Source organism: Actinotalea soli, from assembly GCF_017565425.1.
In the GTDB taxonomy this organism is placed as follows: domain Bacteria; phylum Actinomycetota; class Actinomycetes; order Actinomycetales; family Cellulomonadaceae; genus Actinotalea; species Actinotalea soli.
In genome coordinates this window covers 144,744-159,073 of the sequence record NZ_JAGEMK010000002.1, presented here as the reverse complement: position 1 = coordinate 159,073, position 14,330 = coordinate 144,744, and the positions used below count along the sequence as shown (strand labels likewise).

Here is a 14,330-nt window from a genome sequence, read left to right as displayed (position 1 = left end):
GGGGTGTCTGGCAGGCTCGTGGTCGTGTCCACCTCCTCGTCCTCCCCGGGTTCCGACCTGCTCACGCTGCAGCGTCGTGCCCTGCAGGTCCTCGCCGACCTGGCCCCCGCAGCCCTCGAGCTCGGCGAGGTCTTCGCGGCAGCGGGGCACGAGCTCGCCCTCGTCGGCGGGCCCGTGCGCGATGCCTTCCTCGGACGCGTCAGCGCCGACCTCGACTTCGCGACCTCGGCCTCCCCGGACCAGACCGAGCAGCTCCTCGCGCGCTGGGGCGACGCCCACTGGGACATCGGCAAGGCCTTCGGCACGATCGGCGCCCGCCGTCACGCCCGACCGGCCGGCCCCGGGGCGGAGCCGAGGCCCGACGTCGTCGTCGAGGTCACGACCTACCGCACCGACGCCTACGAGGCCGGCTCCCGCAAGCCCGACGTCGTCTTCGGGGACACCCTCGAGGGCGACCTCTCGCGGCGGGACTTCACCGTCAACGCCATGGCCGTGCGGCTGCCCTCGCTGACCTTCGTCGACCCGTTCGACGGGCTCGCGGACCTCGCCGGGCGCCGCCTGCGCACCCCCGTCACCGCCGAGCAGTCCTTCGACGACGACCCGCTGCGGATGATGCGCGCCGCCCGGTTCGCCGCCCAGCTCGGGTTCGACCTCACGCCGGACGTGCGCGCCGCCGTCGAGGCCATGGCCGCGCGGATCGAGATCGTCTCGGCCGAGCGGGTGCGTGACGAGCTGGTCAAGCTGATGCTCGCGACCGACCCGCGCCCCGGGCTCGAGGTGCTGGTCCAGACGGGCCTCGCCGAGCACGTGCTGCCCGAGCTGCCGGCCCTGCGGCTCGAGATCGACGAGCACCACCGGCACAAGGACGTCTACCAGCACTCGCTCACCGTCCTGGCCCAGGCCATCGACCTCGAGACCGGCACCCACGAGCAGCCCACCGGCCCCGTGCCCGGCCCCGACCTGGTGCTGCGCCTGGCTGCCCTGCTGCACGACATCGGCAAGCCCCCGACCCGACGCTTCGAGCCCGGTGGCGGCGTGAGCTTCCACCACCACGAGGTGGTCGGCGCCAAGATGGCCGCCCGCCGGCTCAAGGCCCTGCGCTTCGACAAGGAGACGGTCCAGGCCGTCGCCCGGCTCACCGAGCTGCACCTGCGCTTCCACGGCTACGGCGACGGGGCCTGGACCGACTCGGCCGTGCGCCGCTACGTCACCGACGCCGGGCCTCACCTCGAGCGCCTGCACCGGCTGACCCGCTCGGACTGCACCACCCGCAACCGGCGCAAGGCCGATCGCCTGTCCTTCGCCTACGACGACCTCGAGCACCGCATCGCCGAGCTCCGTGAGAAGGAGTCCCTCGCCGCGATCCGCCCCGACCTCGACGGTCAGCAGATCATGGAGATCCTCGGCCTGAGCCCTGGGCCTCTGGTCGGGCAGGCGTACAAGCACCTGCTCGAGCTGCGCATGGAGCTCGGGCCGCGGACCCCCGAGGAGGCCGAGGCCGACCTGCGCGCCTGGTGGGCCGAGCAGCAGGGCTGAGGGCCATCGGGTGCGCGCGCCCGGCCCGCGGTGACGGCGAGGCTCAGCGCGAGCGGGCGCCGTCGTCGGGCTCGGGCTCCGGGGTGAAGGTCCCCGCCGCGGCCCCCGAGCGGACCGTGCCCACGCGGTAGCCCACGGCCGCGAGCACGTAGGCCACGGCGATCCCGGCGAACACCCCCCGTGACCAGCCCGTGTCCGGCAGCGCCACCGCTGCGAGGGCAGCGGCCGCGACGAAGGCCGCGTTGTAGAGCATGTCGTACAGGGAGAAGGCGCGGCCCCGGTAGTCGTCGTGGGTGTCGCGCTGGACGATCGTGTCCACCGCGATCTTGGCCCCCTGCACCGCGAGGCCCAGCAGCACCGCGCTCGCAGCGACCACGCCGAAGGTCGGGGTGGTGGTGAGCACCACCTGGCTCACCGCCCCCAGGCTCAGGCACACGAGGATCCACGTCGCCGGGGTCATCCGCTCGTGGGCCACAGGGGTCAGCAGGATCGCGAGGCCGTTCCCGGCGAAGGAGATCCCGGTGAGGAGCCCGAACATCGCCAGCCCTGCGTCGGCGTCGGCCGGGTCCGCGAGCAGGTTGCGGGAGATGAGGATCAGCGCGATGAAGTTCGCGCCGTAGAGGAAGCGGTGCACGGCCATGACCCCGAGACCCAGCCCGGGGGTGCGGCGCCGGACGAGGTAGCGGGCGCCGTCGACCAGGTCGGTGACGGTGGCGCGCAGCTCGCTCGCCAGCGGCGCGGCCCGGCCGACCGGTCCGAGCTGGTCCCGACCGAGGCGCAGGGCGAGGGCCGAGGCCCCGCCGAAGAGCAGCGCCGCGGCGACCAGGACCGCGCCGTCCTCGCCGCCCCCCGACGGGACGAGCCACCCGATGAGGAGGCCGAGCCCTGCGCCCACCACCGCTGAGACGGCGCCCAGGGTCGGGGTCAGGGCATTGGCGATGAGCAGCTGCTCGCGCGGGACGACGCGCGGCAGGCTCGCCGAGAGGGCAGCCAGGAGGAAGCGGTTCACGCCGAGGGTCACCAGGGCCAGCACGTACACGGCGGGTCCGACGCCCACCGTCACGAGCAGCCACGCGAGGCTCAGCGCGAGCACCACCCGCAGGGCGTTCCCCAGCAGCAGCACCTGACGGCGCCGCCACCGGTCCAGCAACGGCCCGGCGAAGGGACCGACGATCGTGAAGGGCAGCAGCAGGACCGCGAAGGCGATCGCGACGTCGGAGGCCGTGGCCATCCGCTCGGGGGAGAAGAAGAACAGGGTCGCGAGCCCGATCTGGAACATGCCGTCCCCGCACTGCGAGACGAGCCGCACCGCGAACAGCTTGCGGAAGTCCCGATGGACCGCGACGACCCGCAGGTCACCCAGGACGCTCACGACGCACTCACCCCCGCAGGCTATCCGCCGGTCACCTCGGCCGGTGCCGCGGCCGGGTGCCGCCCGCGGCGGAGGGGCTGGAGGGGACGAGGGCTGGGTATGGCGAAGGCCCCGGGTGGCGTGCGCCCGGGGCCTTCGTCGTGCACTGCTGGGGGGACTAGCGCTCGGCGTCCCCGGCGATGAACGCCTCGAGCTGGCGACGGCCCTTCGAGTCCTCCATCTGGACCGGGGGGGACTTCATGAAGTACGTCGACGCGGACAGGATGGGCCCGCCGATGCCGCGGTCCTTGGCGATCTTCGCGGCGCGCAGGGCGTCGATGATGATGCCGGCCGAGTTGGGCGAGTCCCAGACCTCGAGCTTGTACTCGAGGTTCAGGGGGACCTCGCCGAAGGCGCGGCCCTCGAGGCGGACGTAGGCCCACTTGCGGTCGTCGAGCCACTGGACGTAGTCCGACGGGCCGATGTGGACGTTGCGGTCCTCGGTCTTGCCTGCGAGCGAGCCCTCGAGGTTCGAGGTCACCGACTGCGTCTTGGAGATCTTCTTGGACTGCAGACGGTCCCGCTCGAGCATGTTCTTGAAGTCCATGTTGCCGCCGACGTTCAGCTGGTACGTGCGGTCCAGCGCGACGCCGCGGTCCTCGAAGAGCTTGGCCATGACGCGGTGCGTGATGGTCGCGCCCACCTGGGACTTGATGTCGTCGCCGACGATCGGGACGCCGGCGTCCTCGAACTTCTTGGCCCACTCGGGGTCCGAGGCGATGAACACGGGCAGCGCGTTGACGAAGGCCACACCCGCGTCGATCGCGCACTGCGCGTAGAACTTGGCGGCGTCCTCCGAGCCCACGGGGAGGTAGCAGACCAGGACGTCGACCTGGGCCTCCTTGAGGGCCGCGACGACGTCGACCGGCTCGGCGTCGGACTGCTCGATGGTCTCGGCGTAGTACTTGCCGATGCCGTCGAGGGTCGGGCCACGCTGCACGGTCACGCCGAGCGGCGGGACGTCGGCGATCTTGATGGTGTTGTTCTCGCTGGCGCCGATGGCCTCGGAGAGGTCGAAGCCGACCTTCTTCGCGTCGACGTCGAAGGCTGCGACGAACTCGACGTCAGAGATGTGGTACTGGCCGAACTGGACGTGCATCAGGCCTGGCACCGTGCTCTGCGGGTCGGCGTCCGCGTAGAAGTGGACGCCCTGGACCAGCGATGCGGCGCAGTTGCCGACGCCCACGATGGCGACGCGGATCGAACTCATCCTCGCTCCTCAGATCTCTCTCAGTGCCGTGACGCGTCTGCGTCGTCGGCGGGGACAGGACCGGTCGGCTGACCGGTCCCGCGGTGCTCGGCGCGGCGGTTGCCACGCTCGTCGTCGATCAGTCCGTCGAGCCAGCGGACCTCGCGCTCGACCTGCTCGAGGCCGTGACGCTGCAGCTCGAGGGTGTAGTCGTCAAGACGCTCACGGGTCCGGGTGGCCGACTGCCGTACCTGCTCGAGCCGCTCGGTGAGCCGGGTGCGGCGCCCTTCGAGGATCCGCAGCCGGGTCTCGGCGTCGGTCTGGCCGAAGAGCGTGAACCGCACGTCGAAGTGCTCGTCCTCCCACGCCGCCGGGCCGGAGCTGGCCAGGATCCCCGAGAGGTGCTCCTTGCCGTCAGCGGTGAGCTCGTACACGATCCGGGCCCGCTTGCCGCTCAGCGCGTGCGGCGGAGGCGAGCCGACGGTCGAGCTGCCCACGATGAGCCCGCGCTGCACGAGGCTCTTGAGGCAGGGGTAGAGCGAGCCGTAGGAGAACGCCCGGAACGAGCCGAGGGTCATGTTGAGCCGCTTGCGAAGCTCGTACCCGTGCATCGGCGCCTCGTGGAGCAGGCCGAGGATGGCGAGCTCGAGGACGTCGGAACGGCTTCGCACCCTCGGCCTCCTCGTTCCTCGTGCTCGGTCCAGGTGCCTGCGCACGGCCGATGGTCATGATCGGGATCAGGCGGTACCTTCGGACCCGATGTATCGAACTGATACATCGGAACAGTAGGACGCGATCCGGGCTCTCGCAACCAACGCCTCGATCTCCCCCGTTCCTGCACCGTGACGCACACGGCCTTCACCGACGGATCCGCATACTGGGGCGGGTCTGACCGGCGTCGGTCGGCCCCCCGCATCCGTACCCTGGGCGAGGGTCGCCCCCTGCGACCCCGCACTTCCGTCGTCGAAAGGCACAGCGTGGCACCGGGCAACCCCCCTCCCCACGGACCCGCGAGCACAGGCGGTCCCGCCGGGCCGCAGCGCCGCAGCGTCATCAGCGGGGCGCAGGGCGGCAACGCCGCGCGCACCGGGCCGGGGACGCCCCCGGCGGCCGGACGGCCCCAGTGGGCACCCACCAGCCCCCAGGCCGGCGCCGCCGCGTCGGGCTCGGCAGCGGCACGGTCAGGCGGGTCTGGCCCGGCTCGCGCGCGCACGGCCACAGGTGCGTCGACGCGCACGACGGCGGCCTCGGGCGGCACGGGCGGGCGTGGCGGCCGCGGCTCGGGCGGGGGTCGGGGCGGCTCGGGCGGTGGACGGTCGGGCGGCGGACGCTCGGGCGGGGCGGCAGGGGCCGGCAAGGGGTCGCGCCGTCGTCTCATCGACTACCCGCGGGCGGGCAAGACCGGGATCCGCCGCTGGCTGCCCTCGTGGCGCCTCGTGCTCGGGGTCATCCTCTTCTTCGTGCTGCTGCTGGTCGGCTTCGTGGTGTGGGCCTACGCCTCGACCGAGGTGCCGCAGCCGGACGACTTCGCCGAGGCGCAGACCACGACGGTCTACTACGCCGACGACGCGACCGAGATGGGCACCTTCGGCGTCCAGAACCGCGTGCTCGTCAGCGGCGAGCAGATCCCCGACCACATGCGCGAGGCGATCGTCGCGGCCGAGGACCGCACCTTCTACGAGAACCCGGGCATCAACCCGACGGGCCTGGTCCGTGCGGTGTGGAACAACGTGCGGGGCGGGGCCACCCAGGGTGGGTCCTCGATCACCCAGCAGTACGCCGAGCGCTACTACTTCGGCACCACGGTCGACGACTACCGCGGCAAGGCCCAGGAGGCCCTGCTCGCCGTCAAGCTCGCGCGGCAGCAGGACAAGGACGAGATCCTCGAGAACTACCTCAACACGATCTACTTCGGCCGGGACTCCTACGGCATCGAGGTCGCGGCGCAGTCGTACTTCGGCGTCGGGGTGGCGGACCTCACCCGCGCCCAGGCCGCCCTGATCGCCGGGATCGTCCCCTCGCCCAACAACTGGGACCCGCACGTGAACCCCGAGCGGGCCGAGCAGCGCTGGGACTACGTCATGGACGGCATGGTCGAGACCGGCGCCATCACCCAGGCCGAGCGCGACGCCGAGACCTTCCCGATCGACGAGGTGGTGGAGTACTCGCGCTCGGACACCATGGCCGGCCCGCAGGGCTACCTGCTCTCGATGGTCGAGAGCGAGCTGACGACCAGGTCCTCGATCAGCTCGGACGAGCTGCGTCAGCGGGGCTACCGGATCACCACGAGCATCGACCCGGCCATGCAGCAGGCCGCCGTCGACTCCGTGGCCGAGCTGCCCGAGGACGCCCCCGAGAACCTGCGCACCGCGATGGTGACCCTGGACCCGCAGACCGGAGCCATCCGTGCGCTGTACGGCGGTCCGGACTACCTCGAGGTCTCCCGCAACGCCGTGACCCAGGACGAGGCCCAGGCCGGCTCGACCTTCAAGCCCTTCACCCTGGTGGCGTACCTCGAGGCGGGCAACGCCCTGACCTCGCGGTACGACGGCAACAACCGGGTGCGGGTCGAGGGCTTCGGTGAGGAGGGGGTCCGCAACTTCGGGGACAGCAGCTTCGGCAACGTCGACGTGGTCCGGGCGACCGCCGACTCGATCAACTCCGTGTACGCGCAGATGAACGTCGAGGTCGGACCGGAGGCGACCCTCGAGGCCGCGGTCCGGGCAGGCGTGCCCGAGGACGCGAGCGGCATGGACCCGGTGCCCGCCAACGTGCTCGGCACGGCCTCCCCGCACCCGCTCGACATGGCCCACGCCTACAACACCTTCGCCGCCCAGGGCATCCGCACCGAGCCGTACATCGTCGAGACGGTCGAGTACCTCGACGGCGGCCAGGTCTACGAGGGCGCCGAGCTCCCGGAGCGGGTGTTCGAGGAGGGGGTCATGGCGGACACCACGTACGCCATGACGCAGGTGGTGCAGCGCGGGTCCGGCACCGCGGCCCAGGCGCTCGGGCGGCCCGTGGCCGGCAAGACCGGCACCTCGAACGACAACCGCTCGGCCTGGTTCGTGGGCTACACGCCCCAGCTGACCACCGCCGTCGCGATGTACCAGGTCAGCGAGGACGGGAGGACGGCCGAGACCATCACCCCGTTCGGCGGCTACAGCCAGATCACCGGTGGCTCGGTCCCGATCAACCTGTGGACGAGCTACATGACCCGGGCCATGGACGGCATGGAGGTGCTGCAGTTCCCGCCGCGGGCCGACGTCGGCGAGCCCAACGTGCCCCCGATGGTCCCCGTCCCCAACGTGGTCGGGATGCACGTGGACGAGGCGCGGGCTGCCCTCGAGGGAGCCGGCTTCGCCGTGGCCGGGACCGAGGTGGCCGACGCGGCCGCCCCGGGCACCGTGATCTCGCAGAGCCCGACGGGCGAGGCGCAGGCCGGCAGCGCGATCTCGATCTCGGTCTCCACGGGTCCGAGCACCGCGGAGGTCCCGGACGTCACCGGGCTGCCCGAGGCCGACGCCGTCGCGCGGCTCGAGGCCGCCGGCTTCTCGGTGTCGGTCTCCCGGCAGGAGAGCACCTCCGTCGCGGAGGGTCGTGTGATCAGCGCGAGCCCCAGCGGTGGCGAGGCCGAGCCGGGCAGCACCGTCAGCATCGTGGTCTCGAGCGGGCCGCCGGAGGTCGTCGAGCGGCCGTCGCCGGAGCCGGAGCCGGAGCCCGCCCCCGAGGAGCCGGAGCCGGACCCAGAACCGGAACCCGTCCCGCCGGCCGAGCCGAACCCGAACTCCTGACCCACCGTCCCTGACCACGGGGCCGGGGAGGCCCACCCCTCCCCGGCCCCGTGGTCGTGGCGGTCCGTCTGAGCCGATAGACTGCGCCGTTGCTGCGTGGAGACGGCGGTGCCATCACCGCACGGGCCGCGCAGCAGACGCGCAACACCCTCCTGTCACGGAGAGACCGTGACCGCTGAGTCCACAGGAGGTGGGTACTCGCATGCGTCAGTACGAGATGATGATCATCCTCGACCCCGAGATCGAGGAGCGCACCGTCGCCCCTTCGCTCGACAAGTACCTCTCGGTGGTCACCACCTCCGGTGGGACCGTCGACAAGGTCGACATCTGGGGCCGTCGCCGCCTCGCCTACGAGATCAACAAGAAGGCCGAGGGCATCTACGCGGTGGTCGACTTCACCGCCACCCCGGCCACCGCCAAGGAGCTCGACCGGCAGCTCGGCCTCAACGAGGCCGTGGTGCGCACGAAGGTCATGCGCCCCGACGCCCACTGAGCGTCGTCCCACGGCACTGATCCACCCCCACGATCCGAGCACGAGGAGCTGGCATGGCTGGTGACACCATCATCACGGTGGTCGGGAACCTGACCGGAGACCCCGAGCTGCGCTTCACCCCGTCGGGTGCGGCGGTCGCGAACTTCACGATCGCGTCGACCCCCCGGCAGTTCGACCGTCAGAGCAACGAGTGGAAGGACGGCGACACGCTGTTCATGCGCTGCTCGATCTGGCGCGAGGCTGCCGAGAACGTCGCGGAGTCCCTGACCAAGGGCATGCGCGTGGTCGCCCAGGGTCGTCTCGTCCAGCGGTCCTACGAGACCCGCGAGGGCGAGAAGCGGACCGTCGTCGAGCTCCAGGTCGACGAGGTCGGCCCGTCGCTGCGTTACGCCTCGGCCAAGGTCACCCGCGCCCAGCGCTCGGGTGGCGGCGGCGGTGGCGGGTTCAGCGGTGGTGGCGGTGGCGGTGGCTACGGCGGCCAGGGTGGCCAGGGCGGGTCGTCGTCCTTCGACAACGACCCGTGGGCCACACCGGGACCCTCGGCGGGTGGCGCGTCCTCGGACGAGCCCCCGTTCTGATCTGACCCCAGACACGTACCTGTCCCGCGGCGCGACGGTGAGAGAACCGACGCGAGCGGGGTGAAGACCGAAGGAGCATCACGATGGCGAAGCCCGTCGTCCGTAAGCCCAAGAAGAAGCAGAACCCTCTCAAGGCCGCCAAGATCGACGTGGTCGACTACAAGGACACCGCGCTGCTGCGCAAGTTCATCTCCGACCGCGGCAAGATCCGCGCTCGCCGGGTGACCGGTGTCACCGTCCAGGAGCAGCGCGCGATCGCACGGGCCGTCAAGAACGCCCGTGAGATGGCCCTGCTGCCGTACTCGAGCTCGGCTCGCTGAGAAAGGCTGATCGAGATGGCAAAGCTCATCCTGACCCATGAGGTGACCGGCCTCGGTGCCCCCGGTGACGTGGTCGAGGTGAAGGACGGGTACGCCCGGAACTTCCTCCTGCCGCGCAACCTGGCGACCCCGTGGTCCAAGGGCGCCGAGAAGCAGATCGCCGGGATCCGCAAGGCCCGCAAGGCCCGCGAGATCGCGACCCTCGACGAGGCGCGCGCCGTGCGTGACTCGCTCCAGGCCAAGCCCGTGACGGTCACCGTCCGGGCTGGTGCCTCGGGCCGCCTCTTCGGCGCCGTCACCACGACCGACATCGCCGAGGCCGTCACGGCCCAGGGCGGTCCCTCGATCGACAAGCGGAAGGTCGAGATCGGTCAGCCGATCAAGGCCCTCGGCGAGTTCCAGGTGCAGGTCCGCCTGCACGAGGACGTCTCGGCGCAGATCGACGTCCGCGTGGTCCCCGAGGCCTGAGCCTCGACCCGCGCAGCACCCTGACGCCCCGGCGTCACGCAGCACCGACGAGGCCCGGCCCCCACCACGGGGGCCGGGCCTCGTCGCACGTTCAGGAGGGGGAGGCCGGCAGCTGGTCGGGCGAGATCGTCGCGGCGAGGCAGCGCCGCAGCGAGGTGATGATCGTGGCGACCACGAAGGCCTCGGCGTCGGTCCCGCCGTCGCTCTGCCGGCGACGGAGCGCGTGCGTGAGATCGGCGATGGCCTCGTCCACCTCCTTCTGCAGGTCCTCGGAGGGCGGCTCGACGCCGACCTGCTCGATCGTGGGCACCAGGGCGCGCAGCGCACGGGTGACCGGCTCTCGCAGGTCCTCAGGGGATGCGCTGAGGTCGTGCCCCCAGGGCTGGTCCTCCAGGAGGTCGTAGAGGTCGTCGATGAGGAGGACCACACGCTCGAGGCTGCGGAAGGCTTCGTAGTCCTCGTCGACCGACCGCCGGCCACTGCGTCTGGCGCGCAGGTTCCCTCGCGTCGCGAGCTGGGCGTGCTGTATCGCCTCGCGGGCGGCGGCGGTGGGCACGTCGAGGTCCGGGCGTCCCAGGGCAGCACGCTCGACGTGCCCGTCGTCGTCCTCCGCCAGCTCGTCGAACTGCTCGGCGAGGTGCTCGAGGTGCGCCGTCACCGCGGCCCGTAGACCGGCGAGAGCACCATCGAGCTGCCTGAACGGCAGGCTGGGGAACGCGGCGTTGATGAGGATCGACAACGCGGCGCCCATGGCGAAGAGCCCCGCGTAGGCGGCCGCGTACTCGAACTCGTCACCCTGCCCGAGCAGCAGGATGAAGACGGCAGCCATCGGCACGTACACGGCGTGCTCTCCGAGCATCCGCAGACCGCCCAGGAGCATCCCCAGCAGCACGACGATCGTCACGACGGGGAACCCCGACCCCACGGCCGCGTCCGCGCCGACGGCGATGAGCCCACCGACCGCCACGGCGGCGAGGGCGCGCAGGGCCTGGTTGGTCGAGCCCGCGACGGTCGGGTACATCATCGCGATCGCGCCGAAGGGGGCGTAGAAGGAGTACTCGGCGAAGGGCTCGGGGAGACGCAGGGCGATCTCCCACGCGATGCTCGCGGCCAGCGCCGCCTTGAGGGCCAGGCCCATCCGGGGGTGGCGGAGCAGGGCTGCCAGGCGCCGCGGCCGGTGCGAGGGGGGCGCAGGGGGCATGGCCCTAGTTCAGCGCAGGGGGCCCGGGGTCACCACCGGAGGGCGCCCTCAGCCCCCGGTGACCATCCACGCCTCGCCGCGGGCCCGCAGGCCGGTGGTGACCGCGCGGGCGAGCATGAAGATCCCGGCGAAGGCCGCCCAGGACCACGCCAGCCCGCTCGCGCCGTCCTCGGCCCACGCCCGGACCGCGAGGGCGGCCGGCAGGTACACGGCCAGCGTGAGGAGCCCGACGACGGCGAGGTAGCGCCCGTCCCCGGCCCCGATGAGCACGCCGTCGAGCACGAAGACCCACCCGGCCACGGGCATGGTCACCGCCACGACGACCAGGGCGAGGGCGACCGCGCGTCTCACGTCGGGGTCGGCGCTGAACAGGGGTCCGATCCACCACCCGGCCGCACCCACCACGAGCCCCAGCACGGCCCCGGCACCGGTACCCCACTGCAGGGTGCGTCGGAGCACCGCGCGGGTGGTCGAGATGTCGGCCGCTCCGAGTCCTCGCCCGACGAGGGCCTGGGCGGCGATCGCGAGGGCGTCCAGGGCGAAGGCCATCAGTCCCCACACGGCCATCACCACCTGGTGGCCGGCGAGGGTGACGGTGCCGAGGCCGGCCGCGACCCAGACGGCGAGGAGGATCGCGATGCGCAACGAGACGGTGCGGACCAGCAGCGGTGCGCCGGTCCGAGCCCCGGCCAGGAGCCCGCTGCGGGTCGGCCGCATCGAGACGCGCTCGGCCCGGGCGCCACGGGCCACGACCGCGGCGAGGGTGACCCCCATGGCGAGCTGGGCGATCGTCGTCCCCAGGCCTGAGCCCGCGACCCCCATCCCCAGGCCCAGGACCAGCACGACCGAGAGGATCGCGTTGAGGACCGCCCCCGAGGCCGCGACCCACAGGGGCGTGCGGGTGTCGAGCATGCCTCGCAGCACCCCCGTGGCGGCCAGGACCACGAGCATCCCCGGCAGGCCCGGGGCGGACCACCGGAGGTACGCGACCGCGTGCGGCACGACGTCGGGCGGGGCGCCGAGGGCCTGCACGACGGTGGGACCCGCGAGCCACAGGGCCGCCGCGAGCAGGACGCCCAGCCCGAGGGCCAGCCACATGCCGTCGATCCCGGCGCCCAGGGCCCGACGGCGGTCCCCGGCGCCCAGGGTGCGGGCCACGCTCGCGGTGGTCGCGTAGGCGAGGAACACGCACAGGCCGACGACGGTGGTGAGCACGGTGCCGGCGAGGGCGAGCCCGGCGAGCTGGGAGGTGCCGAGGCGCCCGACGACCGCAGAGTCGACCAGCACGAAGAGCGGCTCGGCGACCAGGGCCCCGAGCGCGGGGACCGCGAGGGACAGGATCTGACGGTCGAGGGACGGCGCGCCAGACGGGACGGGCTGTCCATCAGGTGAACGGTTCGACAACGGGTTCCTATCCACAGCAGGTGTACGGCGAACACGGTGCTCAGCGCGTGTTCCCACGAGTTCTCCCACGCTATCCACAGTGTTGTCCCCGGCCTGTGCACAACTTCGGGGCACGCTGTCCACAGCTCGTCCCCAGGGTCGTGCACAGGACCGAGGTCCCGCCGCTTGGGGCATCGCCAGCTTGCCCGTAGCCTCGCGCAGGAAGCACGACGGAGTTCGTCGTCGGCGGCGCAGGCAGTGTGTCAGCGGCGTGCGATAGAACGTCAGTTCGACACGTACGCAAGCGCTGGTGGAGGGTGATCGGTGAGCATCGACGAGCTCGAGCAGGGTCTGAGCGCACGTCGCCCCGAGGCAAGCTTCGACCGCACCCCCCCGCAGGACGTGGGTGCCGAGCAGAGCGTGCTCGGCGGCATGATGCTGTCGAAGGACGCGATCGCCGACGTCGTCGAGCAGATCAAGGGCACCGACTTCTACAAGCCGGCCCACGAGCTCGTCTACGACGCGATCCTCGACCTCTACGGGCGCGGCGAGCCGGCCGACGCCGTCACCGTCTCGGCCGAGCTCACCAAGCGCGGCGAGATCGGGCGCATCGGTGGGGCGCCCTACCTGCACACCCTCATCTCGACCGTGCCCACCGCGGCCAACGCCGGCTACTACGCCCGCATCGTCCGCGAGCGGGCCGTGCTGCGCCGCCTGGTCGAGGCCGGGACCCGCATCGTCCAGCTCGGCTACGCGACCGAGGGCGGCGACGTCGACGACCTCGTCAACAACGCCCAGGCCGAGATCTACGCCGTCACCGAGCAGCGCACCAGCGAGGACTACCTTCCCCTCGCCGAGATCATCAACGGCACCATGGAGGAGATCGAGGCCGCCGGCCAGCGCGGCGAGGGCATGATCGGCGTGCCCACCGGCTTCATCGAGCTCGACAAGCTCACCAACGGCCTCCACCCGGGCCAGATGGTCGTCATCGCCGCGCGCCCTGCTATGGGCAAGTCGACGATCGGGCTCGACATCGTCCGGTCGGCGTCGATCAAGCACGGCCTCACGTCGGTGGTCTTCTCCCTGGAGATGAGCCGCAACGAGATCACCATGCGCATGCTCTCCGCCGAGGCCCGCGTGCCCCTGCAGAACATGCGCAAGGGCACCATGCGCGACGAGGACTGGCAGAAGCTCGCCTCGACCATGGGCAAGCTCTCCCAGGCCCCGCTGTTCATCGACGACTCACCGAACATGTCGCTCATGGAGATCCGTGCCAAGTGCCGGCGGCTCAAGCAGCGCCACGACCTCAAGCTCGTGGTGATCGACTACCTGCAGCTGATGAGCTCGGGCAAGCGCGTCGAGTCCCGCCAGCAGGAGGTCTCGGAGTTCTCCCGCGCCCTCAAGCTCCTGGCCAAGGAGCTCGAGGTCCCCGTGATCGCCATCTCCCAGCTGAACCGTGGCGCCGAGCAGCGCACCGACAAGAAGCCCCAGATGAGCGACCTGCGTGAGTCCGGCTCCATCGAGCAGGACGCCGACATCGTCATGCTGCTGCACCGCGAGGACGCCTACGAGCGCGAGTCCCCGCGTGCGGGCGAGGCCGACATCATCGTCGCCAAGCACCGCAACGGCCCCACCGACACCATCGTCGTGGCCTTCCAGGGCCACTACGCCCGCTTCGTCGACATGGCTCCGTCGGGGATGTAGTGCCGGGCTTCGTCGAGTTCGGGAACGGGGTTTCGGGAACCGACAGAGACGCGGGTCGCTGGCCTCGGGATCTCGTGGCGGAGTCTCGCCGGGTCGACGTCGTCGGGCACGGGGGCGCGTGAGTCGAGAGAGCTCCTCGTGGCGTCGCGCAGGTCTCACCTGACTCGACCAGGCCCCGCTGGAGCCGTTGATCTCAGCCCGCGAGGGACGCGGTTGCCGATCGAGCGCTCCGACGTCGCCCCTCGGCCCGGGT

12 protein-coding genes are annotated in these 14,330 nt (G+C 71.8%); 7 read left to right on the top strand and 5 right to left on the bottom strand.

Going from position 1 to position 14,330, the window contains the following annotated elements; genetic code table 11:
* Positions 1-24: 24 nt before the first annotated feature.
* Complete coding sequence (locus J4G33_RS05000; protein WP_208054843.1) at positions 25-1,536, top strand: CCA tRNA nucleotidyltransferase; 1,512 nt, start codon at positions 25-27, stop codon at positions 1,534-1,536.
* A gap of 43 nt (positions 1,537-1,579) precedes the next feature.
* Here J4G33_RS05000 and J4G33_RS04995 read toward each other — a convergent pair whose 3' ends face one another.
* The 3 genes from J4G33_RS04995 to J4G33_RS04985 form a co-directional block, all read right to left on the bottom strand.
* Entirely contained in the window at positions 1,580-2,908 is a 1,329-nt protein-coding gene (locus J4G33_RS04995; RefSeq protein WP_208054842.1) for an MFS transporter, read from the bottom strand.
* A 157-nt stretch (positions 2,909-3,065) separates the two neighbouring features.
* Positions 3,066-4,157, bottom strand: a complete 1,092-nt coding sequence (locus J4G33_RS04990) for an inositol-3-phosphate synthase (protein ID WP_208054841.1) — start codon at positions 4,155-4,157, stop codon at positions 3,066-3,068.
* A 20-nt stretch (positions 4,158-4,177) separates the two neighbouring features.
* Positions 4,178-4,807 (bottom strand): PadR family transcriptional regulator, encoded by a 630-nt coding sequence (locus J4G33_RS04985; protein WP_208054840.1) that lies wholly within the window; start codon positions 4,805-4,807, stop codon positions 4,178-4,180.
* 306 nt (positions 4,808-5,113) lie between these two features.
* Here J4G33_RS04985 and J4G33_RS04980 point away from each other — a divergent pair, with 306 nt between their 5' ends.
* The 5 genes from J4G33_RS04980 (at position 5,114) to rplI (ending at position 9,789) form a co-directional block, all read left to right on the top strand.
* Complete coding sequence (locus tag J4G33_RS04980; protein ID WP_208054839.1) at positions 5,114-7,930, top strand: transglycosylase domain-containing protein; 2,817 nt, start codon at positions 5,114-5,116, stop codon at positions 7,928-7,930.
* Between the two features lie 202 nt (positions 7,931-8,132).
* The gene (gene rpsF, locus J4G33_RS04975; protein WP_208054838.1) at positions 8,133-8,423 is read left to right on the top strand and encodes a 30S ribosomal protein S6; all 291 of its coding nucleotides are present in this window, start codon (positions 8,133-8,135) and stop codon (positions 8,421-8,423) included.
* A gap of 53 nt (positions 8,424-8,476) precedes the next feature.
* Positions 8,477-9,001 carry a single-stranded DNA-binding protein gene (locus J4G33_RS04970; protein ID WP_208054837.1) on the top strand — a complete coding sequence of 175 codons (525 nt, stop codon included), beginning with the start codon at positions 8,477-8,479 and terminating at the stop codon, positions 8,999-9,001.
* An 83-nt stretch (positions 9,002-9,084) separates the two neighbouring features.
* Positions 9,085-9,321 (top strand): 30S ribosomal protein S18, encoded by a 237-nt coding sequence (gene rpsR, locus J4G33_RS04965; RefSeq protein WP_208054836.1) that lies wholly within the window; start codon positions 9,085-9,087, stop codon positions 9,319-9,321.
* Positions 9,322-9,336: 15 nt separating this feature from the next.
* Positions 9,337-9,789, top strand: a complete 453-nt coding sequence (gene rplI / locus J4G33_RS04960; protein ID WP_208054835.1) for a 50S ribosomal protein L9 — start codon at positions 9,337-9,339, stop codon at positions 9,787-9,789.
* A gap of 91 nt (positions 9,790-9,880) precedes the next feature.
* Here rplI and J4G33_RS04955 read toward each other — a convergent pair whose 3' ends face one another.
* Both J4G33_RS04955 and J4G33_RS04950 read right to left on the bottom strand, forming a co-directional pair.
* A complete protein-coding gene (locus J4G33_RS04955; protein ID WP_208054834.1) occupies positions 9,881-10,990 on the bottom strand; it encodes an aromatic acid exporter family protein in 1,110 nt (369 codons plus the stop codon).
* 48 nt (positions 10,991-11,038) lie between these two features.
* Positions 11,039-12,394 carry an MATE family efflux transporter gene (locus J4G33_RS04950; protein ID WP_243758627.1) on the bottom strand — a complete coding sequence of 452 codons (1,356 nt, stop codon included), beginning with the start codon at positions 12,392-12,394 and terminating at the stop codon, positions 11,039-11,041.
* Between the two features lie 303 nt (positions 12,395-12,697).
* On the opposite strand from J4G33_RS04950, the gene dnaB reads away from it, so the two are divergent.
* The gene (dnaB, locus tag J4G33_RS04945; RefSeq protein ID WP_208054832.1) at positions 12,698-14,077 is read left to right on the top strand and encodes a replicative DNA helicase; all 1,380 of its coding nucleotides are present in this window, start codon (positions 12,698-12,700) and stop codon (positions 14,075-14,077) included.
* Positions 14,078-14,330: the final 253 nt, after the last annotated feature.

Excerpts from the sequence above, each read along its gene's own strand:
- J4G33_RS04990 (WP_208054841.1), bottom strand. The coding sequence starts at position 4,157 with ATGAGTTCGATCCGCGTCGCCATCGTGGGCGTCGGCAACTGCGCCGCA.
- rpsF (WP_208054838.1), top strand. The coding sequence starts at position 8,133 with ATGCGTCAGTACGAGATGATGATCATCCTCGACCCCGAGATCGAGGAG.
- J4G33_RS04970 (WP_208054837.1), top strand. The coding sequence starts at position 8,477 with ATGGCTGGTGACACCATCATCACGGTGGTCGGGAACCTGACCGGAGAC.
- rpsR (WP_208054836.1), top strand. The coding sequence starts at position 9,085 with ATGGCGAAGCCCGTCGTCCGTAAGCCCAAGAAGAAGCAGAACCCTCTC.
- rplI (WP_208054835.1), top strand. The coding sequence starts at position 9,337 with ATGGCAAAGCTCATCCTGACCCATGAGGTGACCGGCCTCGGTGCCCCC.
- J4G33_RS04955 (WP_208054834.1), bottom strand. The coding sequence starts at position 10,990 with ATGCCCCCTGCGCCCCCCTCGCACCGGCCGCGGCGCCTGGCAGCCCTG.